General features: G+C 65.7%; 19 protein-coding genes. 11 read left to right on the top strand and 8 right to left on the bottom strand.

Features of this window, described 5'->3' with window-relative positions:
- Window positions 1–84: 84 nt before the first annotated feature.
- Entirely contained in the window at window positions 85–1,212 is a 1,128-nt protein-coding gene (locus DYI42_RS06165; protein ID WP_213545051.1) for a Hint domain-containing protein, read from the top strand.
- 179 nt (window positions 1,213–1,391) lie between these two features.
- Complete coding sequence (rpsD, locus tag DYI42_RS06160; protein WP_213545050.1) at window positions 1,392–2,012, top strand: 30S ribosomal protein S4; 621 nt, start codon at window positions 1,392–1,394, stop codon at window positions 2,010–2,012.
- Window positions 2,013–2,140: 128 nt separating this feature from the next.
- On the opposite strand, the gene DYI42_RS06155 is transcribed toward rpsD, so the two are convergent.
- A complete protein-coding gene (locus DYI42_RS06155; protein ID WP_213545049.1) occupies window positions 2,141–2,536 on the bottom strand; it encodes a RidA family protein in 396 nt (131 codons plus the stop codon).
- A gap of 87 nt (window positions 2,537–2,623) precedes the next feature.
- Between DYI42_RS06155 and DYI42_RS06150 the strand changes: the two genes are divergently transcribed.
- Window positions 2,624–3,343, top strand: a complete 720-nt coding sequence (locus DYI42_RS06150) for a helix-turn-helix transcriptional regulator (RefSeq protein ID WP_213545048.1) — start codon at window positions 2,624–2,626, stop codon at window positions 3,341–3,343.
- Window positions 3,344–3,456: 113 nt separating this feature from the next.
- On the opposite strand, the gene DYI42_RS06145 is transcribed toward DYI42_RS06150, so the two are convergent.
- The gene (locus DYI42_RS06145; RefSeq protein ID WP_213545047.1) at window positions 3,457–4,311 is read right to left on the bottom strand and encodes a DUF4394 domain-containing protein; all 855 of its coding nucleotides are present in this window, start codon (window positions 4,309–4,311) and stop codon (window positions 3,457–3,459) included.
- Between the two features lie 218 nt (window positions 4,312–4,529).
- On the opposite strand from DYI42_RS06145, the gene DYI42_RS06140 reads away from it, so the two are divergent.
- Complete coding sequence (locus tag DYI42_RS06140; RefSeq protein WP_244867618.1) at window positions 4,530–5,945, top strand: homospermidine synthase; 1,416 nt, start codon at window positions 4,530–4,532, stop codon at window positions 5,943–5,945.
- 183 nt (window positions 5,946–6,128) lie between these two features.
- Window positions 6,129–6,680 carry a TIGR00645 family protein gene (locus DYI42_RS06135; RefSeq protein ID WP_213545046.1) on the top strand — a complete coding sequence of 184 codons (552 nt, stop codon included), beginning with the start codon at window positions 6,129–6,131 and terminating at the stop codon, window positions 6,678–6,680.
- 107 nt (window positions 6,681–6,787) lie between these two features.
- Here the strand turns inward: DYI42_RS06135 and DYI42_RS06130 are convergent, their stop codons facing one another.
- Entirely contained in the window at window positions 6,788–8,227 is a 1,440-nt protein-coding gene (locus DYI42_RS06130; RefSeq protein WP_213545045.1) for a hypothetical protein, read from the bottom strand.
- 254 nt (window positions 8,228–8,481) lie between these two features.
- On the opposite strand from DYI42_RS06130, the gene hisC reads away from it, so the two are divergent.
- Genes hisC through DYI42_RS06115 form a run of 3 tightly spaced genes read left to right on the top strand, consistent with a single transcriptional unit; the run spans window position 8,482 to window position 11,434 of the window.
- Window positions 8,482–9,564: a histidinol-phosphate transaminase gene (gene hisC, locus DYI42_RS06125; protein WP_213545079.1), complete on the top strand. Its 1,083-nt coding sequence runs from the start codon at window positions 8,482–8,484 to the stop codon at window positions 9,562–9,564.
- The gene (locus tag DYI42_RS06120) at window positions 9,561–10,472 is read left to right on the top strand and encodes a prephenate/arogenate dehydrogenase family protein (RefSeq protein WP_213545044.1); all 912 of its coding nucleotides are present in this window, start codon (window positions 9,561–9,563) and stop codon (window positions 10,470–10,472) included. Before hisC ends, DYI42_RS06120 begins: the two co-directional genes overlap by 4 nt.
- On the top strand, window positions 10,469–11,434 hold the full coding sequence (locus tag DYI42_RS06115; RefSeq protein ID WP_213545043.1) for an extensin-like domain-containing protein: 966 nt from the start codon (window positions 10,469–10,471) through the stop codon (window positions 11,432–11,434). Before DYI42_RS06120 ends, DYI42_RS06115 begins: the two co-directional genes overlap by 4 nt.
- A 10-nt stretch (window positions 11,435–11,444) precedes the next feature.
- Here the strand turns inward: DYI42_RS06115 and DYI42_RS06110 are convergent, their stop codons facing one another.
- On the bottom strand, window positions 11,445–11,903 hold the full coding sequence (locus tag DYI42_RS06110; protein WP_244867616.1) for an SH3 domain-containing protein: 459 nt from the start codon (window positions 11,901–11,903) through the stop codon (window positions 11,445–11,447).
- Between the two features lie 178 nt (window positions 11,904–12,081).
- On the opposite strand from DYI42_RS06110, the gene DYI42_RS06105 reads away from it, so the two are divergent.
- Window positions 12,082–13,068, top strand: a complete 987-nt coding sequence (locus DYI42_RS06105) for a 2-hydroxyacid dehydrogenase (protein WP_213545077.1) — start codon at window positions 12,082–12,084, stop codon at window positions 13,066–13,068.
- 105 nt (window positions 13,069–13,173) lie between these two features.
- Here DYI42_RS06105 and panB read toward each other — a convergent pair whose 3' ends face one another.
- Window positions 13,174–13,983 carry a 3-methyl-2-oxobutanoate hydroxymethyltransferase gene (panB, locus tag DYI42_RS06100; protein WP_213545042.1) on the bottom strand — a complete coding sequence of 270 codons (810 nt, stop codon included), beginning with the start codon at window positions 13,981–13,983 and terminating at the stop codon, window positions 13,174–13,176.
- Window positions 13,980–14,831, bottom strand: a complete 852-nt coding sequence (gene panC / locus DYI42_RS06095) for a pantoate--beta-alanine ligase (protein ID WP_213545041.1) — start codon at window positions 14,829–14,831, stop codon at window positions 13,980–13,982. The genes panB and panC overlap by 4 nt, the downstream gene beginning before the upstream one ends.
- A gap of 163 nt (window positions 14,832–14,994) precedes the next feature.
- On the opposite strand from panC, the gene DYI42_RS06090 reads away from it, so the two are divergent.
- Together DYI42_RS06090 and DYI42_RS06085 are read left to right on the top strand one after the other, a co-directional pair.
- Complete coding sequence (locus DYI42_RS06090; protein WP_213545040.1) at window positions 14,995–17,496, top strand: GcvT family protein; 2,502 nt, start codon at window positions 14,995–14,997, stop codon at window positions 17,494–17,496.
- A gap of 40 nt (window positions 17,497–17,536) precedes the next feature.
- Complete coding sequence (locus DYI42_RS06085; protein WP_213545039.1) at window positions 17,537–17,959, top strand: DUF6636 domain-containing protein; 423 nt, start codon at window positions 17,537–17,539, stop codon at window positions 17,957–17,959.
- 7 nt (window positions 17,960–17,966) lie between these two features.
- Here the strand turns inward: DYI42_RS06085 and DYI42_RS06080 are convergent, their stop codons facing one another.
- Complete coding sequence (locus DYI42_RS06080) at window positions 17,967–18,719, bottom strand: DUF4336 domain-containing protein (RefSeq protein WP_213545038.1); 753 nt, start codon at window positions 18,717–18,719, stop codon at window positions 17,967–17,969.
- A gap of 12 nt (window positions 18,720–18,731) precedes the next feature.
- Window positions 18,732–23,174, bottom strand: a complete 4,443-nt coding sequence (locus DYI42_RS06075) for a translocation/assembly module TamB domain-containing protein (protein ID WP_213545037.1) — start codon at window positions 23,172–23,174, stop codon at window positions 18,732–18,734.

The following is a 23,174-nucleotide window of genomic DNA, read 5'->3' as shown; positions in this document are numbered from 1 at the left end:
TTCGCTGCACAATCTTCTTGGTGGCCGAGTCCAGCCTGTGTTAACCATTCGTCAACAATAAAGACAAATGGCAGGCATACAGGCATGAAAACGGGCTTTCTCGGCACGTTTGTCATCCCTTGGTCGCACACCGAAACAGATGGGCAGCCCGGCGCGCCGGTGACAAGCCTGCAGGTCGGGGCGACATGGCGCTGGAGCGGGGCGCTCACGCGGGTCGATGGCCCGGGCGATGTGATCTCGCTTTCCGATGCTGCGGGCATGGCAGACCTCCACAAACGTGCGGCACGCAAGGTGCGGCGTATCATTTCGGGCAAGGGTGAGGCACTCACCGCGCTGTCGCGCGGCGCCGATGCCCGCCGGGCGCTGGCCCGCGCCGAGGCCATCGCTGAAGCCACCGCAGAGGATGCGCTCCTGGCCCAGGCCAGCTTCACCGTGACCGACGGGCAGGATGCCTGGATGGCCAGCTTCATCGAAACCCTCCCCGGGGCCTCCGGCCTGCTGATGTTCGCAGGCCGCGTGCCGCCAGAGGGCACCGATCTCTGGGTCAGCGCCGCCGCCCGGCTGGCCGAGGCGCCCCCCGCTCCCGGCGAGACGGCGCAGGGCGGGGTGATCTGCTTCACGGCCGGCACCCGCATCGCCACGCCCGAGGGCAGCAAGCTCGTCGAGGATCTGCGCGAAGGCGACAGGGTGCAAACCAAGGATGACGGCGCCCAGCCGGTCATCTGGTCCGGCGCGCGCCGAATGACGGGCGCGCGCCTCTTCGCCATGCCCCACCTGCGCCCCCTGCGCATCCGCGCGGGTGTGCTGGGGCCCGGCATTCCCGATGGCGACCTGCTGGTGTCACCCAACCACCGCATGGTGATCCGGGGCGCGGCGGCGCAGGCGCTCTACAACACGCCCGAGGTGCTGGTGCGCGCGCGTGACCTGATGGGCCTGCGCGGCATTTCCACCGACCATGCCCTCCCCGAGGCCACCTACATCCACATCCTGATGGACCGCCACCAGGTGCTCTTCGCCAACGGGGTCGAAACCGAAAGCTTCCACCCCGCTGAGGCCGATTTCGGCACGCTCGACGCGGCCGACCGCGCCCGCCTGCTCGAAGGCCTGCCCTGGCTCGCCAAGCGCCCGGATGACTACGGCGCCCCCGCCCGCCGGATGCTCTCGGGCGCCGAAGCGGCGATCCTGCGCCACGACGCGGGGCTGGCCGCCTGAGCGGCGCTTGACTCGCCCATCGCGGCCTGTATAAGCCCGCCATCCACCGGGGTTCGCGCCCCGGTGTTTCAATTGGTGTTGGTGGCCCCCGCAAGGGGATGCCCTGTCGCTCGAAAGAGAGAGGACAACGCCCTTCATAGTCTCAGCTCAGGGGACGCTCTAACGAAGGAGATCAGACGGTGACCAAACGCACCTCTGCCAAGTACAAACTCGACCGCCGCATGGGCGAAAACATCTGGGGCCGCCCGAAGTCCCCGGTCAACCGCCGCGAATACGGCCCCGGCCAGCACGGCCAGCGCCGCAAGGGCAAGATGTCCGACTTCGGCCTGCAGCTCCGCGCCAAGCAGAAGCTGAAGGGCCACTACGGCGACCTCACCGAAAAGCAGTTCCGCCGCATCTTCGCCGAGGCCGAGCGCCTGCGCGGTGACACCGGCGAGCTTCTCATCGGCCTGCTCGAGCGCCGCCTCGACGCCGTTGTGTATCGCGCCAAGTTCGTGCCCACCGTCTTCGCGGCCCGCCAGTTCGTGAACCACGGCCACGTCAAGGTGAACGGCCAGCGCGTCAACATCCCCTCCTACCGTGTGAAAGAGGGTGACGTGATCGAGGTCCGCGACAAATCCAAGCAGCTCGCCGTGGTGCTCGAAGCCACCCAGCTGCCCGAGCGCGACGTGCCCGAGTACATCGAGGCCGACCACTCCAAGATGACCGCCACCTTCGTGCGCACCCCCGGCCTGTCGGACGTGCCCTACGCGGTCCAGATGGAGCCGAACCTCGTCATCGAATTCTACGCTCAGAACTAAGTCAAAACGACACGTTCGAGGGACAGGAAGGGCCGCACCACAGGGTGCGGCCTTTTTTCTGTTTTGGGCGGGCTCGCGCCAGGCAGCGGCTCCATCCGCCCGCCGCTCATCAGCCGTGCTGGTGTCCTTCAGGACGCCGCTGTTGCCTCGATCTCAAACATCAGCCCGGGGATGGCGAGGCGGGTGACGCCCAGAAGGGTCATCGGCGGGGCCACCTGATGCGCGCCAAAGCGCATCCCCATCAGGTCGAAGTTCTTCAGCGCCTCGTCCACATCCGTCGCATAGACCCCCAGCCTGATGACGTTGCTCAGGTCCATCCCCGCGCCCTTCAACACCGCTTCGAGGTTATCGAGCGCGAGGGCGATCTGGCCGCGCATGTCACCGGGATGCTGGGGTGCGCCGTTCTCGTCCACCGCCGTCTGACCCGCGCAGATCACCTGCCGGGTCGCGCCATCGATCACCTCGGCCTGATTGTAGCCCAGCTTGATCGACCAGTCCCAGGGGTTCACCGCTGTCCGTTCCATATCGCAATCTCCTTGTTTTAAGTTGATGGAATCGGTGTAGTTCAAAACAGTGCCAAGAATTGGCACCATTTGTGCTAGGCTGCCGACATGAACGTAAGACTGAGACATGACGCCATCGTGCGCAGCCTTCGGCGCAACGGCACCACCACTGTCGACGCGCTGGCCAGCGAAGTCGGCGCCTCCCGCCGGACGGTTCTGCGCGACATCAGCGCGCTCCGGGATGAAGGCTACGTGATCCACTCCGATGTCGGCCGCGGCGGCGGTCTTCAACTTGATCCGCAGTCGATGCAGACCCACGCCAAACTCTCGGTGCCCGAGGTTTTTGCCCTGCTCATCAGCGTCGCCGCGATGCGCGCGGCAGGCAACCTGCCGTTCTCCGATCTCGCCGATGCCGGGCTGGCCAAGATCGAAAAGGCCCTCCCGTCAGACAAGGTGAAAGACCTGCGCAGTTTTCTGGACTGCCTGCACATTGGCCAGCTCTCTCCCCTGCAAGACCTGTCGGACATGGGCAAGATGGACCCGGCCCTGCTCCCGACCTTCGAGGCGGCCTTCCTCGGACGTCAGCTCATCCGGTTCGACTACCGCGACGCGAAAGGCCGCAAAACCAAGCGCCAGGTCGAGCCGCAGGCGATGCTGATCCTGTCCCCGCTCTGGTATCTTGTCGGCTGGGATCCGGCGCGGGACGATTTTCGTCATTTCCGGATGGACAGGATCAGCACGCCCGAAGCGGTGCCAGATACCAGCTTTCGGCGGCGGCACGTCCCCTTCGAAGATGACGTGTGCCCCTACAGTGAACTTCAAAAATAGGGGCCAGGCGGACAGTGGCTCATCGCCCGGTCTCGCTCCCTTCGGGATCACACTCCCCCAAAGAAAACGGCCGCCCAAGCGGACGGCCCTTCCTGCTTTGTCCTCAGGGAGCGTTACATACCGGGGCTGACGGCAAAGCCAGAGAAGCCGCCCATGCCGAGTTCGGCCAGCATGGTCGCTTCGGCGGTCGCCAGGTCAATGGCGTAAAGCCCGGCGCTCTCGGCACCTTCCATCTGAAGCACGGCATAGGCCATGTCGGTGCCTTCCTCGGGGGAGATGATGTCAAACCCGCCCCAGGCGCTCAGGTCCACGGCCTCGCCGTCCACCATCACCTGGCCCACGGTGCCCAACGTGCCGTCGTTGTTGGCCAGCGTCACCAGCGAGTCGGTCTCGGCATCCAGCGCGAACTGGGCGGTCGATCCCGCCGTCTCGCCCGCAATCGCGTTGGTATAGGCATTGGCAAAGATCATCGGCGTGACGCCCGCGTGGGTGTCGCCCTCGGCATAGGCGGCATCGGTGAAGCGCTTCACCGTGTTCGCCTTCGGGTCATTGTCGCCAAAACCCTCGGGGAAGTAGACAAGGTTCGCCCCGTCCGAGCCAACGGCCCGCACCGCGTCGATCTTGTTGTTGAAGTCGAAGGCCACATAGCCCTCGCCGATCATTGCGTTCTCGTCGAAGGCGGCGCCGGTGTCGGTAATCTCGCCGGTCGCCGGGTTGACGGTGACGATCATGCCATCGGCAAAGCCCTGCAGGTCGCCGGTGACGGGCCGGTAGGCGATGGCCCGCAGCGGCTGCGACAGCTCATAGGTCTGTACATCGCCGGGAGACGCGATGTCAGCCATCACAACCAGCGTGGCACCATCGTCGGCAAGGGCATAGCCCATCTTGCCGGCGTGGGCGTCGGCAAGGGCAGGGGCAGCACCAAGGGCAAGGAGGGCTGCGGCGGAGGTGAGAAGGGTTTTGGTCATGAAGTCCTCAGTAACGAAAAGGGGCAGGGCGCCATCGCCCCGCGTTTGCATCAGAAGACACGAGCGCAGCGCGCCCCGAGTTTCAGCGAGGTTTCGACATGACGACCCTGTGATCTGCCCGTGTCCAACCCGCCGCATCGGCGAAAACCGCGCCAACCGCCTTGGCCTCGTCGCCCGCATTTGCGATGCAGGGGGCAGCCGAAAAAAGGAGCCTGCCCATGTCCCACCCCGTATACCACCGCATCGACGGCCCTATCGTGATGATCGGCTTCGGCTCCATCGGCAAGGGCACATGGCCGCTGATCGAGCGCCACTTCGAATACGACGCCGACCAGTTCCTCGTGATCGAGCCCGATGCGCGGCAGCACAACTTCCTGCGCCAGCACAAGCTCAACTTCATCGACACCGCGCTGACGCCAGAGAACTACAAGGAGGTGCTCTCCTGCCTCTTCCCCGAGGGCAAGGGCTTCTGCGTCAACCTCAGCGTCGATACCTCCTCGCTCGATATCATGAAGCACTGCCGCGAGCTCGGCGTGCTCTATATCGACACTGTGGCCGAGCCTTGGGCCGGCTGGTACTTCGAAGATCGTGACAATGCCGCCCGCACCAACTACGCGCTGCGACAGGCGGTGCGCGACGAGGCGGCGGCCAACCCGGGCGGGCCAACCGCCGTCAACTGTTGCGGCGCCAACCCCGGCATGGTCTCGTGGTTCGTAAAGGAAGCCCTGCTGACGCTGGCCAAGGACACCGGGGCCGATGCCACCGCGCCCACCACCCGCGACGGCTGGGCCAAGCTCATGCAAAGCCTCGGTGTGCAGGGCGTCCATATCGCCGAGCGCGATACACAGGCCCGCCGCGTGCCGCGCCCCCGCAACGTCTTCGTCAACACGTGGTCGGTCGAGGGCTTCATCGCCGAGGGCTTCCAGCCGGCCGAGCTGGGCTGGGGCACGCATGAGCCGTGGTTCCCGGAAAACGGTCACCGGCAGGAGACGGGCTGCAAGGCCGCAATCTGGCTGGAGCGCCCCGGTGCCATCACCCGCGTCCACACATGGTGCCCCACGCCCGGCCCGCAGTTCGGCTTCCTCGTCACCCATAACGAGGCGATCTCGATCTCCGACTACTTCACCGTGGGCGAGGGCGATCACCCCGAATATCGCCCCACATGCCATTACGCCTACCACCCCTGCGACGACGCGGTGCTGAGCCTGCACGAGATGTTCGGCTCCGGCCGCCAGCAGGAAAAGCACCACATTCTTACCGAGGACGAGATCGTGGAAGGCATCGACGAGCTGGGCGTGCTGCTCTACGGCCACGAGAAAAACGCGCTCTGGTTCGGCTCCCGCCTCTCCAACGAGGAAACCCGTGACCTCGCCCCTTACCAGAACGCCACCGGCCTGCAGGTGACTTCCGCCGTGCTCGCCGGCATGGTCTGGGCGCTGGAAAACCCGGAAGCCGGCATCGTCGAGGCCGACGAGATGGATCATGCGAGGTGCCTTGAGGTGCAACGCCCCTACCTCGGCCCGGTCGAGGCGCATTACACCGACTGGACCCCGCTTCAGGATCGCTGGGAGCACTTCCCCGAAGACATCGACGAAAGCGTGCCCTGGGCCTTCCGCAACGTGCTGGCCACGTGACCACCGGGCAGCTCATCGGCCCTTGCGGTCCTCTTCGCAGCTGCGATGAGGGGCCGAAGCGCCCCGAAGAGCTGCCCCCCGGGGCCTCGCGGCAACACCGCCACCCCTGCGACACCCCCCGCCTTCACCGTGCGGGGCCATCCGGCTATGAAACCTCAAGCCGTTTCCAGTAATGAGCCCCCGATGCCCGAGCCCAAGGCCGAAGTGACCCACCCGCTAGAGCGCACCATCGAGCGGGGCCTCTTCAACGCCCGCTGGCTGATGGCGCCGATGTATCTCGGCCTCTCGCTCTGCCTTGCGATGCTCACCTTCATCTTCCTGCGCGAGTTGGTCTACTACGCGCCACAAGTGCTCACCATGTCCGCCGACAAGTCGATCCTCGTGGTCCTCACCCTGATCGACCTCAGCCTCGCCGGAAACCTCCTGCTCATCGTGCTCTTCTCGGGCTACGAAAATTTCGTCTCCAAGCTCGACATCGGCGACCCCGAGGATCGCCCTGCATGGATGGGCACGGTCGATTTCTCGGGCCTCAAGATGAAGCTCATCGGCTCCATCGTCGCCATCTCGGCGATCCACCTGCTCAAGCGCTTCATGGAAATCGGCCGCGACGAGGCCGATGCGATCTACGGCCAGCACGAGCTGTTCTGGCTGGTGGTCATCCACCTAACCTTCGTCACCTCCGGCGTGCTCATGGCCCTGATGGACTGGCTCACCGCCCGCTCCAGGAAGGGCTAGCCCGCTAACGTTCGAAAGCTGCCCTCCTCGGGCCTGACCCGAGGATCTCACACCAGCCGGGAGATCCCAAGGGCAAGCCCGAGGATCACCGCCCGCCCACGTGCCCCTCAGGCCAGGACCTGCACCCAAACCGCCAGCCCCAAGGCCGTCATCGCCACGAAAATCCCGTTCCAGCGGAACGCCACCACCTGCGGGCTCACACCCCCGAGCCGAGAGATGATCATGACAGATGCGGTGAAGGGTGATGTGGGGGCGGTCAGCGTCCAGCCGCTGATCAGCGCCATGACCAGCGAAATGGTAGATACGCCCATCTCCTCCGGGCTCGGAAGGATCTGCGCGAAAAGCGAGACAAAGAGGATCGGGTTCAGCCCCAGCTGCCCCGCCGCCGGGATCAGCAGGATCGGCAGCACCAGCAGCAGCCGCGGCGGCACCCCGCCCAGGTCAAACCCCGAGCCCTCCAGTGCCTGTGCCAGCAGCGCCCCCGCCGCCGTCCCGATGAATCCCGCCGTGGCCAGAAGCACCAGCTCGCTTTTAAAAGACGGCAGGTCGCGGAAGGCATAATGCCCGCTCCGGGCACCCAGTTCGGCCAGCTTGGCTCCGCGCCGGGTTTCGATCAGCACCCAGCCGATTGCAATCAGCGGCACAAGCCCCAGCACCGTGCGGGATGGCGGGATACCCCAGAGCGCATCGACGGCCAGCGCAGGCAGGGCCACCGCCGCCAGCAGCCAGGCCAGCGGCCAGAGCGAGCTGACATCATGGGCGGCGGCCTCGTCGCGCCGGGGCGGCACCGAGCCCGCCGGCAGGCTGCCCTTCAGCCGCCGGTCCACCAGCCATCCGATCACGACGATGATCACCGAGGCGCCGAGGCCATGCAGCACCACGGTGCCCAGGGTCACCCCCGGAAGGAGCGCTGTGGTGATGACCGTGGCGAAGGCGAGCGGCGACCAGCAGAGCGAGGCCGAAAAGCCGCATTGCGCCCCCTGCAACATCCGCCGCGCCCTGAGCGCGCGCACCGCCGGGTCGGCCTCCCGCTCCGCCGAGCGCCGCGCCATGGTGCCGAGCAAAGACAGCGCGCCGTAGTTCAGCATCAGCGCAAACACCTGCGTGCCCGAGGCCAGCGCCAGATAGCGCCGCCCGGGCGGTTGGTTGGCAAGGAAGGCGGCGGCGCGGGCAATTGCCGGTGATCGGCCGGCCACGTGCTGCAAGCTCGCCAGCGCGCAAAAGAAGGCGATGATGAAGCTCGATCTGTCCAGAGCGGGCCAGAGCACAGCGCCGGGGTCGGGCTGGGTCAGCAGGCACCACACCACGAGCCCCATCGACAGGGCCAGGAACACGTGGCGCGATCCGCGCACCTGCGGGGCCAGCAGCGCGAGCACCAGCACCGCCAGCCCGCCTGCCAGCGCGTGGGTGCCGGTTTCCAGCCCGATGCCAAGCACGAGGTTCGCAGCGATGGTCGCCACGAGCAGCCCGCCGATAATCCGCGCGGCGGGCGGAACGGGCTGTGGCTCTTTCGGTGGGGATGGCGGTGTGGCGGGGCTGTCCGTCATGCTCTTTTCTGTCTCATGGCGGCAGGTCTCGTCGCGAGCCAGATGCTAGCTTGCCCGGCGCGGGGCGCAAGGGCAGGGCGCGCGGGCGATTAAGGATTTGCCGGAAAACAGCCATGCAGCATTTGCATATGCATCGGTTGTGCATCGGATGTGCATGGATTGTGCCCCTGTGCTTTTCGCGGTTAACGCCCCCGAGCCCTTCGCGGCTTGCATGTTTCAGCCGTCTTGCTATGACGCTGCGACCGGAGAAAGTGATGTCTGCACCCATTCCCCAGCCCGGAATTTCAGAGATTGCCCTCTACCAGAGCGGCAAGAGCACCTTCCAAGGTGTTGAAAACCCTCTGAAACTGTCCGCAAACGAAAACCCGTTCGGCTGTTCGCCGCGGGTGGCGGAGGCTATCGCCGCCGAGCTTGCAGGCCTGCACCGCTATCCCGGCACCGATCACAAGATCCTGCGGGATGCGATCGCCAGAACACACGATCTGCCCGCCGACCAGCTGATTTGCGGCGTTGGGAGTGATGAAATCCTGCACCTCGTGGCCCAGGCCTATGCCGGGCCGGGCGATGAGGTCGTCTACACCGAGCACGGATTTTCCGTCTATCCCATCGTCGCCCGCGCCGCCGGCGCCACCCCTGTCGTGGCCCCTGAGCGCGACCGGGTGGCCGATGTCGATGCAATCCTAAGTGCTAGCAACAAAAAGACAAAAATCGTCTATCTCGCAAACCCCAACAACCCCACGGGCACCATGATCGGCGGCAACGAAGTGGCCCGTCTGGCCGATGGATTGCCCGAGGGATGCCTGCTTGTGCTCGACGGGGCATATGCCGAGTTCGTCGAGGGCTTCGACGGCGGGGCGTCGCTGGCCGCATCCCGCGATAACGTGCTGATGACACGCACCTTTTCCAAACTCTACGGCCTCGGCGGGCTGCGCGTCGGCTGGGGGTTCGGCGCCAAAGAGATCATCGATACGCTCACCCGTATCCGCGGCCCGTTTAACCTGAGCAACCTGCAAATCTCCGGTGCCGTCGCCGCCCTGCAAGATACGGAATTTTCAGAGAAATCCCGCTCCGAGAACACCCGCAACCGCGCATTTCTCGCCAGCGGTCTCGCCGCCATCGGCATCCCGTCCGATACCTCCTCGGCCAATTTCATCCTCGCCCGCTTCAAAAGCGCCGAAGAGGCCGATGCCGCGTTTAATCATCTGGGAAAGCAAGGGCTTATCGTGCGCCAGGTTGGCGGATACGGCCTGCCGGAGTGCCTGCGCATCACCGTTGGCACCGAAGACAATTGCCGCGCGGTCATCGCCGCCCTCACCAGCTTCAAGGCCGCCGCATGATCTACCAGCGTATCGCCCTCATCGGCCTTGGCCTCATCGCCGGCTCCATGGCCCACGCTACCCGCCGCGCCGATCTGGCTGGCGAGATCGTCGGCACCGCCCGCTCTTCGGAAACCCTTGAAATCGCACGGGAAATCAACCTCTGCGACCGGATTGTGGACACCGCTGCAGAAGCCGTCAAAGACGCGGATCTCGTCGTGCTCTGCGTGCCGGTCGGAGCCATGGAAGCCGTCACGAAAGAGATCGCCCCGCATCTCGAACCGGGCTGCACCGTCACGGATGTGGGCTCGGTGAAGAAGGCGGTGATCGACGCCGTTGCGCCCCATCTTCCGGATCATGTCCACTTTATCCCGGGCCACCCTCTCGCTGGCACCGAGCATTCCGGCCCCCGCTCGGGCTTCGCGGAGCTCTTCGACAAGCGCTTCACCATCCTGGTTCCGCCGCCGGGAGGCGATGCGCAAGCCGCGGAAAAGCTGAGGAAATACTGGGAGGGCCTCGGGGCCTATGTCGATGAGATGGACCCGGAGCACCACGATTTGGTGCTGGCTGTCACCTCCCATTGCCCCCACCTCATCGCCTACACGATGGTCGGCGTGGCCGATGACTTGCGGAGGGTGACCGACAGCGAAGTGATCAAGTATTCCGCCGCCGGTTTCCGCGATTTCACCCGCATCGCCGCCTCCGATCCGACGATGTGGCGCGATGTCTTCCTGAACAACAAGGACGCCACGCTGGAGATCCTTGGTCGCTTCACCGAAGAACTCTTCGCCCTGCAGCGGGCGATCCGCACTGGTGACGGCGAGCAGCTGTTCGACTACTTCACCCGCACCCGGGCCATCCGCCGCGGGATCATTCAGGCCGGGCAGGATACCGACGCGCCTGACTTCGGGCGGGGGGCCAAGCGATGATCCGTCTTGCGGCCGTTCTGCTGGCAATCGCCACGCCCGCGCTGGCGAATGCGCCGGAAAGCTCGTTGCGGCCGTTGCAACGGCCCGGGGCAGAGGCGGCGGAAGCTGCTGACCCGGATACAAAAACCGTTGTTTCCACGCGTGGTGTAGCGCCCCAGCCGGAGGGCGCGGATACCGGGCACCTGTTTGGCCCGAAGGTGGCCGAGAAGCGCCCGTTGCCCCGTCCGGAAGAGTGGGAGGCCCCGGTGATGGGCACGCCTGCGCTCGCCGGTCACCGGCCCCGTCAGCGCCCTGCGGCTGCGACCGACCAGATGGGGCCGGTGCGTGTTGTCCTCGGTGTTCGCGCCCGCGATGCCTTGCACGCAAAGCCCCGCCCCACGCATATTGACCGGCTTGTTAAGGAACAGGCAACGCTCACCGAGGTAAAGTTCGCTCGCAAGGGCTCGGTCTGCGGGATCAACTCGATCAAGGGGCAGGCAATCAGCAGCTTCGGGCGGCCCGGCAACGGCTGTGGCGTGGCCAACCCAGTGCAGGTGACCTCGGTGCAGGGCATTTCGCTGTCGTCCACGGCCACGATGGACTGCGGCACCGCAAAGGCGCTGGATCGTTGGGTCAAGAAGGGGCTCAAGCCTGCCATCGGCCGGCAGGGCGGCGGTGTAAAACAGATCAAGGTGGTCGCCCACTACGCCTGCCGCAACCGTAACAACGCCAAGTCCGGGCGGCTATCGGAGCATGCCAAGGGCCGGGCGGTGGATATCGCCGGCGTTACGCTGCGAGACGGCACCTATGTTTCGGTGCTCAAGGGCTGGGGCTCGAAGACCTGGTCAAAGGCGCTGCGTGTCATGCACAAGGCCGCCTGTGGGCCCTTCGGCACCGTGCTGGGGCCAAATGCCAACCGCTACCACCGGGACCATTTCCACTTTGATACGGCGCGGTACCGTTCGGGCTCTTACTGCCGCTAACGTACTGCCCTTATTCGAGAATTTCGTCTCGCTTCACGCCCCAAAGAGCCGTCTTTCGGATCCAGCCGCGCTCGCCCCCGGCAGTCACCCAGCACCACTCCAGGCCACATTCACCCAGCCGGGCCACCACGCCCGCTTCAGCCCGCGCGTTGATCGGCGCGCCGTCATCGGGCTTCATCCGGAGCGCGGCCATGTCTTCTTCCACCAGCGCCGTCCGAACGCCGGAAAGCAGCGAGTAGTGCACCCAGCCGCCGGCACCTTCCCGGTCACGAACCCGGCGCCAGTGGCCGAACTCGGCGGTGATTTCCAGCGGCATGTTGCGCCGGGTGTAGACCCAATCGATCCGGTGGCTGAGAGAGGGGCCGCGCCGCACGTTGCCCTCGTCGGCCTTCAGCGAGACAAAGCGGGGCAGGGGCAGGTTGGTCACCGGGCCGCGCTCATCCGCCGCATGGGCGACACTGGCCATCATGCTGCCAACCAAAGCCCCGCAAATGCTGAGAAAAATGCCCCGAGTCCCTCGGGAAGCGCCGCTTTGCCGCCCCATGGATTTCACCACTATCTGCCTCATCCGGCGCTTGTATCCCGCGCCTTTTCTTGCGCACACTCTATCGCAAGGATGGTCCTTGAGAAGCGGGAGGATGAGAGCGATGGGCGCAGAGCGGCTGAGTGTTGTCGTAACGCGACGGTTGCCCGAGGTGGTGGAAACCCGGATGACCGAACTCTTTGACGTAACGCTCCGCGAAAGCGATACGCCGATGTCCCGCGAAGAGCTGGTGGCCGCAATGCAGGACACCGATGTGCTGGTGCCCACCATCACCGACACGATCGACGGCGGTCTGATCGGACAGGCCGGCGACAGGCTGAAGCTGATCGCCAATTATGGCGCGGGGTTTGACCATATCGACGTGGCGACCGCGCGCCAGCGCGGCATCCTCGTGAGCAATACGCCCGGCGTGGTCACGGAAGACACCGCCGATATGGCGATGGCGCTCATCATTGGAGTCACACGGAAAATTCCGCAGGGTGCCGCGGTGATGAGCTCCGGAAAATGGGAGGGCTGGTCGCCCACCGGCCATCTGGGCGGGCGGATCGCGGGGCGGCGTCTCGGCATTCTCGGCATGGGCCGGATCGGCCAGGCGGTGGCGCGCCGGGCTGCGGCCTTCGGCATGCAAGTGCACTACCACAACCGTCGCCGCTTGCGCCCCGAGGTGGAGAGCGAGCTGCAGGCCACCTATTGGGAAAGCCTCGACCAGATGCTCACCCGGATGGATGTGATCTCGGTCAACTGCCCGCACACCCCCTCCACCTTCCACCTGCTGTCCGCGCGGCGCCTGAAGCTGCTCAAGCCCTCCGCGGTGATCGTAAACACCTCACGTGGCGAGGTGATAGACGAGAATGCGCTCACCCGGATGCTGCGGGCAGGCGAGATTGCGGGCGCCGGGCTCGACGTGTTCGACAAGACCCAGAAGCTCAACCCCCGGCTCTACGAGCTGCCCAACGTGCTGCTGACCCCGCATATGGGCTCGGCGACCGAGGAGGGCCGGGTGGAGATGGGCGAGAAGGTGCTCATCAACATCAAGACCTTTGCCGATGGACACCGCCCGCCCGACCAGGTGGTTCCGGCGATGCTGTAACCTGAAGAATTTTCAAGAAAATTCTTCCCGTCGGCAAAAATCTTCCTGAAGATTTTTGAGTCTGCGAACTCCCGGTGGAAAAATCTTGGCCAAGATTTTTCCGGCCTATCTGTAAACGTGATCCTCGCCGGGGAAGGCGCGGGCTTTCACCTCTTCGGCATAATCGGCCACAGCCTTCTCGATGGCCTCGTGCAGGGCGCCGTATTTCTTCACGAACTTCGGCACCCAGGGGTTCAGCCCCAGCATGTCTTCCAGCACGAGGATCTGCCCGTCGCAGGCCGCAGAGGCGCCGATGCCGATGGTGGGGATATCGATGGCGCCGGTGATTTCCCGTGCCAGCGGTTCCACCACACCCTCCACGACGAGCGCGAAGGCGCCAGCCTCGGCCACCGCGACCGCATCCTTGATGTGCTGCGGCCATGTGTCTTCCTCGCGTCCCTGGGTCTTGAAGCCGCCCATCACGTGGCTCGATTGCGGTGTAAGCCCGATATGCGCCATCACCGGAATGCCGCGCTCGGTCAGAAAGCGGATCGTCTCGGCCATGCGCTTGCCGCCCTCCAGCTTCACCGCGCCGCAGCCGGTTTCCTTCATGATCTTCGCGGCATTGCGGAACGCCACCGAGGAGCTCTCCTCGTAGCTGCCGAAGGGCATATCAACCACCACCAGTGCCCGCTTCGTGCCACGCACCACCGCGCGGCCATGCATGATCATCAGGTCCAGCGGCACGCCCACAGTGCTCTCCATCCCGTGCATCACCATGCCAAGGCTGTCGCCCACGAGGATAAAGTCGGCATGGGCATCGACGATGGCTGCGGTGTGGGCGTGGTAGCTGGTGAGCGAGACAATCGGCTCCCCGCCCTTGCGGGCCGCGATCTGTGGAACGGTCATGCGGCGGATCGGGGCCTGGGTGCTCATGCGGGTGCTCCTTTGGGCGTGATTTCTCGCTGGTCGATCAACAGGATACCGCCGAACTCGGCGGAGATCATCACGGCAAGCGTGGTTCGGGGTTGGCCGGAGACCGGGGCAAGGCTGCGGGCCTCGGTAATGTCGAGCCCGCGCAGCGCGGCCCGTGGCTCGGTGGCGATGACCGATCGGATCACCTCCGAGATCTCCTCTACCGTCCCGTCCACGTCCTCCGCCGCGTCGAGCGCCCGGCTCAGCACCACGGCCGCGGCGCGATCTTCGGGCGTAAGGCGGGCGTTGCGGGACGACATGGCCAGCCCATCCGCCTCGCGCACCGTGGGCACGGGCAGGATCTCCAGCGGAAAGTGCAGGTCGCGCACCATCGTTCGGATGATCTGGAGCTGCTGATAGTCCTTCTCGCCGAAACAGGCGAAATCGGGTTGGACGATGTTGAAGAGCTTTGCGACCACGGTGCAGACGCCCCTGTAGTGCCCGGGGCGCACCGCGCCGTGGAGCATGTTCGCCAGTTGCTCGGTTTCCACCACGGTTTCGGCCCCGTCCGGGTAGATGTCGGCCACCTGCGGCATCAGTACCGCGTTAACCCCGGCATCCCGCAACATCTGCAAATCGCGCTCGGTGTTGCGCGGGTAGGTCTCAAGGTCTTTCGGATCGCCGAACTGCGTGGGGTTCACGAAGATCGAAACCACCACCGCCTCGGCCCGCGCCTGTGCCTCTTCGACAAGCCGCATATGGCCCGCGTGCAGGTATCCCATGGTCGGCACGAAGCCCACCTTGTGTCCCCCTGCACGCACTCCCCTGACAACCCGGCGCAAGTCCGGAATGGTGGTGCATACGTCCATGGCGCGCTGGTTAGAGGATGCGGGGCCAAAAGGCAAAAGCCCAAAGGTCGCAATGGCCTGCGAATGTCGCTTTTGGCTCCAACGTGTCGAAACCCCGTGGCACGGGCGGCGCGATTTGGTGACAGTGGCGCCAAGCAACCTGAGCCCGGAGCGCGTGCCCCCAATGAAGACCCATGTGAAAGCCCTAGTCGTCGGCGGTGGTGCCGTCGGAACCTCGATCGCCTATCACCTTGCCAAGGCCGGCTGGGACGATGTCATGCTCATCGAGCGGGACGAGTTGACCTCGGGCTCGACCTGGCACGCCGCCGGGCTTCTGCCGCTGTTCAACATGTCCTATGCCACCACCCATATCCACAAGTATTCCGTCGATTTCTACAAGACGCTCGAGGAAGAAACCGGCCTGAACGCAGGCTTCGCGGTCGTCGGTAACCTGCGCATGGCCCAAACGCAGGAGCGCATGGACGAATACATGCTCTATGCCTCCACCGCCGAAACCTGTGACGTGAAATATGAGTGGCTGACCCCGGATCAGATCAAGGAGCGCTGGCCGCTGATCGAAACCGGCGACCTCAAGGGCGCGATCTACCACACTGAAGACGGCTACATTAACCCCGCCGACGTGACCCAGGCGATGGCCAAGGGTGCACGTCAACACGGTGTCGAGATCGTGCGCAAGCTGCAGGCTGATGCTTTCCATTGGACGGGCACCCATTGGGAAGTCACCTGCACCAAGATGGTGGAAAAGGGCGGCAACCTGATCGAAAGCGACGAGCAAGTTGTAATCACTGCCGAGCACGTCGTCACCGCGTCGGGCAACCACGCGCAGCGCACGGCCAAGCTGCTCGGCATCAAGATGCCCGCCATCCCGGTGGAGCACACCTTCATCGTGATGGACAAGGACCCAGAGTTGGTCAAATGGCGCGAGGCGGGCAACGCCGAGCACCCGGTGGTGCGCGATGCCGACAATGAATCCTACGCCCGCGAAGAGCGGGGCGGCTGGATCCTGGGCATTTACGAGCATGGCGCGCCGGCCCGCTTCGAATATGGCGTGCCCGACAGTTTCCGCGCCGATCTCTTCCCGCTCGATCTGGACCGGATCGCCGATCAATACATGGCCATGGCCGAACGTGTGCCCTCCTGTGCCGAGTCTGGACTGAAAGACGATTTCAACGGCCCGATCTGCTACACCCCCGATGGCAACCCGCTGGTCGGCCCGGCCCCGGGCCTGCGCAACATGTGGCTGGCCGAGGGCTTCTCCTTCGGGATCACCGCCGCGGGCGGCACCGGCTATTACCTTGCCCAGATGATGGTGGACGGTGAGGCCGAGATCGACATGGCGAGCCTTGACCCCAAGCGCTACGGCAACTGGATGACGACCGAATACGCCGCGCGCAAGAACGAGGAATGCTACGAGCACGTCTACATCCTGCACCACCCGGATGAAGAGCGCGAAGCCTGCCGCCCGCTGCGCACCGCCCCCTGCTACGACAGGATGAAAGCGCGCGGCGCACAGTTTGGCTGCGTAAACGGTTTCGAGCGGCCCAACTACTTCGGCCCGCTCGATGCGCCCGAGAACTTCGACCATGAGGCCCGCAGCTTCCGTCGCGGCGGCTGGTGGGAGTACGCCAAGGCCGAGGCAGAGGCAATCCGGGGCGGCGTTGGCCTGATCGACGCGACGGCCTTCGCCAAGCACCGCATCTCCGGCCCCGGCGCAACGGCGTTCCTTGACTGGTTCACCACAAACAAGCTGCCCAAGGTCGGCCGGATCAACCTGACCTACGCCCTGACAGCAACCGGCACCACGCGGACCGAATACACCATCGTCCGCCTCGCCGAGGATGCCTACTACCTCGTCTCCGCCGGTGCCCTGCATGCCTATGACGAGGATTTCCTGGTCAAGGCGATCGAGGACAAGGAGCCCGAATTCGGCCGGATCAACTTCCAGGATGTGACCACGCAATGGGGCGTCTTCGCCATCGCCGGGCCGAAGAGCCGCGACGTGCTGAACGAGATCGTCAAGGATGCCGACCCCTCCACGGTGCTTTCCAACAAGCGCTTCCCCTGGCTGACGATGCGCAACATCGAGCTCGGGATGTGCCCCACGATGGCGATCCGCGTGGCCTATACTGGCGAGCTGGGCTGGGAGCTGCACCACCCGATTGAGATGCAGAACTACCTCTTCGACCAGCTCGAAAAGGCCGGGGAGAAGCACGGCATGAAACTGGTCGGCACCCGGGCGCAAAACTGGCTGCGGCAGGAAAAGTCCTACCGCGCCTTCGGCACCGAACTGGGCCGCGATGCAACGCCGCTCGAGGCCGGGCTCGACCGTTTTGTGGACCTTTCCAAGGACTTCCACGGCAAGGCCGCGATGGAGAACACCGGTATCCGCGCGATGTGCGTCACGCTTCTGGTGGATGGCCCTGCCGATGCCGACCCGTGGGGCCGCGAGGCGCTCTATGACGGCGACACAAAAGTGGGCCGCCTCACCTCGGGCGGCTACTCGGTGGCCTTCGGCAAGAGCATCGGCATGGGCTATGTAAGCCCCGATCTGGCCAAGCCCGGCACCAAGCTGAAGGTGAAAATGCAGGACAAGCTCTGGGACGTGGAGGTGACCGAAGACAGCCCCTACGACCCGAGCAACGCCGTTATCCGTGTAGACGGATAAGGGGCTGACACAGCAGCGGCGGGCATGGCATCAAACCGCCATGACCCGTCACGCTCTCCTCGCTCTGCTTCTGGCCCCGCTTCTCGCCTTCGCGCTTCCGGCCCGTGCGGCGTCCTTCGCGACGCCCTCGGGCAACATCCTGTGCTATGCGCCCGGCAGCCTTGGCCCGAGCGAGGCAGGGCTGGTGTGCCTGATCTTCGAAGCCAATTGGTCGCCGCCCCTGCACGAGCCCTGCGATCTGGATCGCACGGCAGCCATCGTGTTGGAGCCCTCCGGCACGCCGTTTGGCATCACCGCCTGCCAAGGCGATGTATTCTGGCCCTATCCCACGCCCCAGCTTTCCTATGGCTCCGAATGGGTGCTGGAGGGCTTTCGCTGTGAAGTGGCAACCACGGGCGTGCGTTGCACCAACGCGCAAGGCCACGGCTTCGAAATGGCCCGGCGCGGGCGGCGGCTGTTCTGAGTGCGCCCTAGCCGACCCAGCGGAACGCACGCTCAATCTCAGCGGCCACGTTGTCTTCGATGCACTTGCCGTGGGCAATGACAATGCGTTCGGGCGCCCAGTCCCGAAACCGCTGCACCGCCGTCCGCGCCTCTGCCCGGCGGCCCCAGAAGGTCATCTGCACATCGCGTGGCGTGCTGCCCCTTGGCGCAAGTACGCCGCCAGCCCGCATCAGCAGGCGCATCCAGCGGCTGTGCACGCGCTCGGGCTCCACGTTCTCGATCATGTCGGCGAGGATCAGCGTGCCACTCGGGCGGTGGAAGAAATCGACCTCGACCATGACCTTGGAGCCGCGGAATATCACCTGGTCGATCACCTCGGCCCATGCCTCTGGCGGCGCATTGCCCAGATCGTCGGTGAAACGCACTTCCACGCGCTGGCGCTTGGCCCTCTCCCCAACACCGGGCGAGGCCCAGACTCGCGCCTCGGGAAACAGCGCGGACCACGCCGGGATATGGGCGTAGTGGATGAAGTTGGGTGAGACGATGTGCGCAACCGTCCCCAGCGCGCTCACGGCCTCCACCAGCCCGGGCTCTGGCTCGACCGGCGACCAGAGCCACAGGCCGCCGCCCGGCAGGCGCACCACGACCATGCGGGTGGTGAAGGGCAGCGAGGCCGGCCCATAGCTCATGTCGATCACCCCGCCATCGACGAGCCATATCTCGGAGCCGAGGGGCTTCAGCCGATACAGGGGCGCATAGGGCTTCAGCTTGTCCGCCATGTCGCCTCGGCCTCAGTAGTCCCGCTCAAAGAAGATCCCGATGCCGGCGTTGCCATCAGAAGATGTGGAGCCTTTGACGTTCACGTTGGGGCCGATCTGGAGGTTCAGGTTCAGCTCCGTGGTTCCGTCACTTTCCACCACCACGTCAGAATAGACATTATCGCTGATATACTTGCCGGCCCGCACGGCTGTGCCGCCTTCTTCGCTCTGGGTCACGTCGAGATCATCGAGGCCAAACTGGTCGCGCAGCCGCCCCATGATGCCCGCGCCGCCACGGCCCGCCAAAGTGGCAACCGCGCTCGCCAGCTCCAGTGCCTGCAGCGGCGACAGGGTTGTAAGGTCGCGCCCGAAGATGAGCTGTGCCAGGATCTCGTCCTGCGGCAGGGCCGGGGCGGAGGTGAAGGTGATCTGCGGGTCCGAGGGGGAGCCTTCGAGGATCACCGATATCGTGTATCCGTTCTTTTCGGTCGTGGCGACGAACCGCAGGTTGGCGTTGAACGAGCCGCTCAGCCGCGCCGTGCCCTCGGTGAGCTGGAAGCGCTGGCTCAGGATGTCGAGCCGCCCCCGCACCAGTTCGAAGGCCCCGATGGGGATGATGTTTGTCGTCGTGCCGGTGATCCGCAGCGAGCCGCCCAGTTCGGCATCCAGTCCACGGCCCCGGACGAACACCTGGTTGGGGGCCGATAGCGTGATATCCAGTGCCATTCCCGCGTTGCCGCTGCTGCCGCCCGCACCCGTGCCTGCGGTGCCGTCGTTCAGCCCGGCGCGGTCCTGCGTTGCGCGCACGCTGCCGGGCGCGCCGATGTGGGTGATGTTTGGGATGTCGTTGACTCCGCTGATCCCGCTCGAGGGGATGCGGATCTCGGTGCGGCCCAGCTCGAGACGTCCGGAAATCGACGCGCCGCCCGCGAGCGGCCCTGCAAGGGTGATCGCTCCGTTGACGGTGGTGTCGTAGAGTTGCGGGTCGCGCAGGGCAAAGCTCCGGAAGGTCACGGTGAGGTCAGCGCTTTGCGGCGCCGAAAGGCCGACATTGCCGAGCACGGCCAGCCCGCCACCTTGCCCGCCATTCGCCGCCACCTCCACCCGAGCCGAGCCACCCGAGAGGATCACATTGGCGTTGATATCCTCCAGCGAGATGCCCAGCTCCGGCGCCACGGCGCGGGCGCCCGAAGCCCGGACGGTGCCGCTGAGGCTTTCCAGCCCGAGCGGGCCGTTGAGCCGCAGGTCCAGCGTGGCCGGGCCGTTGAGCCGCCGTGGCGCTATGAAGGCATTGGCCAACCCGAGTGGCGCCTGCCCGGTGATCGAGAGATTGCCGGTGTTGCCGGTGATGGTGCCGTTCACCGCAGCCGTCGTGCCACCTGGTCCGGAGGCGTTGATATCAAGCCCGATGGTGCCGCCATCAATGGTGACCGTGCCATTCGCGCTGGCAGGCCCGGAGAAGTCAGGCGCGATCAGGCCGAGGTTTGCCAGCCGCGCGTCCAGCGTGATCCGGCTGGGCGTACCGCTTGCGGTGATGTCGAGGTTCGGCCCGTCAAAGCTGGCCGCCTCGATGTTGATCGGCTCCTCGGTGCTGCCCCGGCTGACCTGAGCGGCATAGCTCGAGCTTCCGGCGGTCAGCGCATCCGCTGTGGCATTGCTGATGCCAAGGCCCTGGGCGGTGCCATCCAGCGCAAGGTCGAGCGCGCCACTGGCCGGGTTGAAGAGGCCCGTTGCCGTTGCCTGCGTGCTGCCGGTGAGCGGCACGCCCGCAAGGCTGGAAAAGCGGGAAAGTGTGGGGGCGTTCAGCGCGAGGTCATAGGTGATGGCCGCGCCGCCGAGCGGCTGCGCGAGCGTCGCGCGCCCGGTCACCTCTGTGTCGTCGAGCGCGAGGGCGAGGTTTGTCACCCGCAGAGGCTCCTCCGCCGCATAGGCAAGGTCGGCGCCGATGCGGCCCGCCCCACCCAGCACCGGATCAACCCGGTCATTGCCGATGCCAAGGCCCTGTGTCGTGCCATCGAGGCGCAGATCTGCGCTGCCGGCCTCGGGCCGAAAGGTGCCATTGGCCCTGAGCGTGGCGGCCCCGGTGAGCGGCAGGCCTGCGAGGTCGGCGAAGCGCGCGAGAGCAGGGGTGTCCAGGGTGGCCTCAAAGGTGATCGGGCCAGTGCCGGTGGGGGCGTTGAGCGTGGCAGAGCCATTCAGCGTGGTTTCACCGGAAACGAAGCGGAGATCATCAAGGATCAGCGGGCCGCTGGCTGTGTAGTCGAAGTTGGTCTCCAGCTTGGCTTCGTCACCGATAGCCCGCGCCATAGCGGCGTCGGTGGCTGTGATCCCTCTTCCGGACAGCGCGAGTTGCCCGTCGGCGCGGGCAAGCCCGCCGGCCTCCGTCTGTGCGAGGGTGCCCGCACCCTCAAGCGTGAACGCCTCCGCGCCATAGCCCTCAGTCTCGAAGTCGCGGAACACCGCGTTCAGCTGCCAGCGCCCGTCTTCGGCCCCATAGCCAAGGTCGAGCGTGCCACCAGAAAGGCTGAGGCCTCCGCCCACCGGCAGGCGCACGTCCTCCGCGTCGCCCGTGAGCAGGGCGGCAACGGAGGCCGATTGCAACTCGGTGCCTGCCAGGGCCACCCGTCCGCTGAGCCGCGCTGCGCCACGGGCCGTGTCGTCGGGAAAGATCGGCGAGAGCGAGGGCAGGGCAGCAGAAAACTCCAGTGCCGAAGCTTGGCTGGCAACGGTGCCCTCGGCGCTGATCTGCGCCACCTCCGTGCGGGCTTCGGCACGGCGTAGGGTGATGCCGGTCTCGTCACGCCGCACGCTCACATCAATCCGCCCGTCGCCCGCAAGCATTCGGTCCACCACGTCCTGCCCGATTGCGAGATTCGTGGTGGTGCCGTTCAGGCCAAGATCGAAGGCACCCGACAGCAAAGCCATGTTGCCCGAAATCCCGAGCGCCGCCGCGCCGCTGAGGTCGGCGCCCGCGAGGGGGCCGAAGCGGGCGAGATCTTCTGCCTCCAACCGCACATCAAGGCCAGTGACAAGGTTTGTGTCCACACCATCCACGGTGACATCGCCGGTCAGGCCAAAGTCTGCACCGGAAATGTCGAGCCCGGAGATACGCAGGGGCTGGCCCTCGTCATAGGCCAGCGTGAACTGTCCGCTGATTGCCTCTCCAATGGCGCGGGCGAGCGCCTCGCCTTCGGGGGCGAGCCCGCGTGCATCGAGCGTGACATTGGCCGCCACGGCGCCAATTTCCTCGGCCTCGCCTGAGGTGATGTTGCCCTCCGCGCCGATCTCCACGGCCTCCGCCACAAAGCCCGTGGTGCGCAGGCCGACGGCCTCGGCTGCCGCGGTAAAGCCACGGCCATTTGCCTCGTCATAGTCCAGTTGCACCGTGGCGCGCGCCACCGAGGTATCGCCGCCGCCGAAGGGCAGAACCACCGGTGCTCCGCCCGGGTCTTGCAGAGCCATCTGCAGATCCATCCGCCGTGGCCAGCCGGAAGGCGCGAACAGGAAGTCGCCCTCTACCGTCGCAGTGCGGGCTCCCAGGGAGAGGCCGGACAGGCGCAACTCACCCTCGGCATCCCGGGCCACCGTGGCCTGCAGGGTGACATCGGGGCCGAAGAAATCGCGCAGATCGGGGGCGAAGAGCGGCGTCACGTCGCCCGACAGGTCCACTGTAACGGTGAAGGGCGCGCCCGCCTCTTCGCTGGCTGTGAGCTCGATGGTGCCGCCGAGCCGTTCTTCCTCGTCCGAGGCCACGGCGAGCCGGAGTGTCAGATCGCTCGCCGGACCCTCGCCCTGCAAGGTCACATCGAGAGCCGGCGCGCCGGGGATGTTCAATTTGCCGGCCGCGATCCCCTGTGGCCCCTCGCGCATGGCAAGGTTCACGGCCGCCTCTTCGGCCTCCGGGTCATAACGGGCAATGAGGGTGATCTCGCCCTCTTTTCCATCCAGCCGGTCAAGCTGCACGTCCACGTCAATCGCTTCACCATCCAGTTGCGCCGCCCCGGCCAGCCGCATCACGGCGTCCTGCCCCAGAAGGGCCGCGCCGATTTCGGCCCGCTCCACAGCGAGCTTGGAGATATCGACGGAGACGGGCAGTTCGGGGATGGAGAAGGGTGTAGCCTCGGGCGAGGGCGTGTCATCGGTGAGCGGCCCGCGTGGCATAACGATACGCTCGGCGGAGAACTCCGCAACTTCGAGCCGCCCGCGTAGCAGTGCTGCTCTGTTCCAGTCCAGCACCACGCCCTCAACGGTGAGCCACGTGCCCTGGTCATCGGCAATGGTGATCTGCTCGATGGTGGCGCGCGACGAAAGTGCGCCTTGGAACCCGTCGATCACCACCTGTCGGCCCGCGCTCGAGAGCACGTCTTGCAGCAGGTTGGTCAGGTAGCCCTTGTCGGCCTCTTCTGAGGCAGTTTCCTGCGCGGTGGCGGCAAGCGGGGTGAGAAGGAGGAGAAGGGTAAGGACAAACTTGCGCAT

It is taken from the genome of Vannielia litorea, assembly GCF_018424695.1.
Classification (GTDB): Bacteria; Pseudomonadota; Alphaproteobacteria; order Rhodobacterales; family Rhodobacteraceae; genus Vannielia; species Vannielia litorea_A.
The sequence above is the reverse complement of the archived record's forward strand: the minus strand, read 5'-3'. Positions and strand labels throughout refer to the sequence as shown.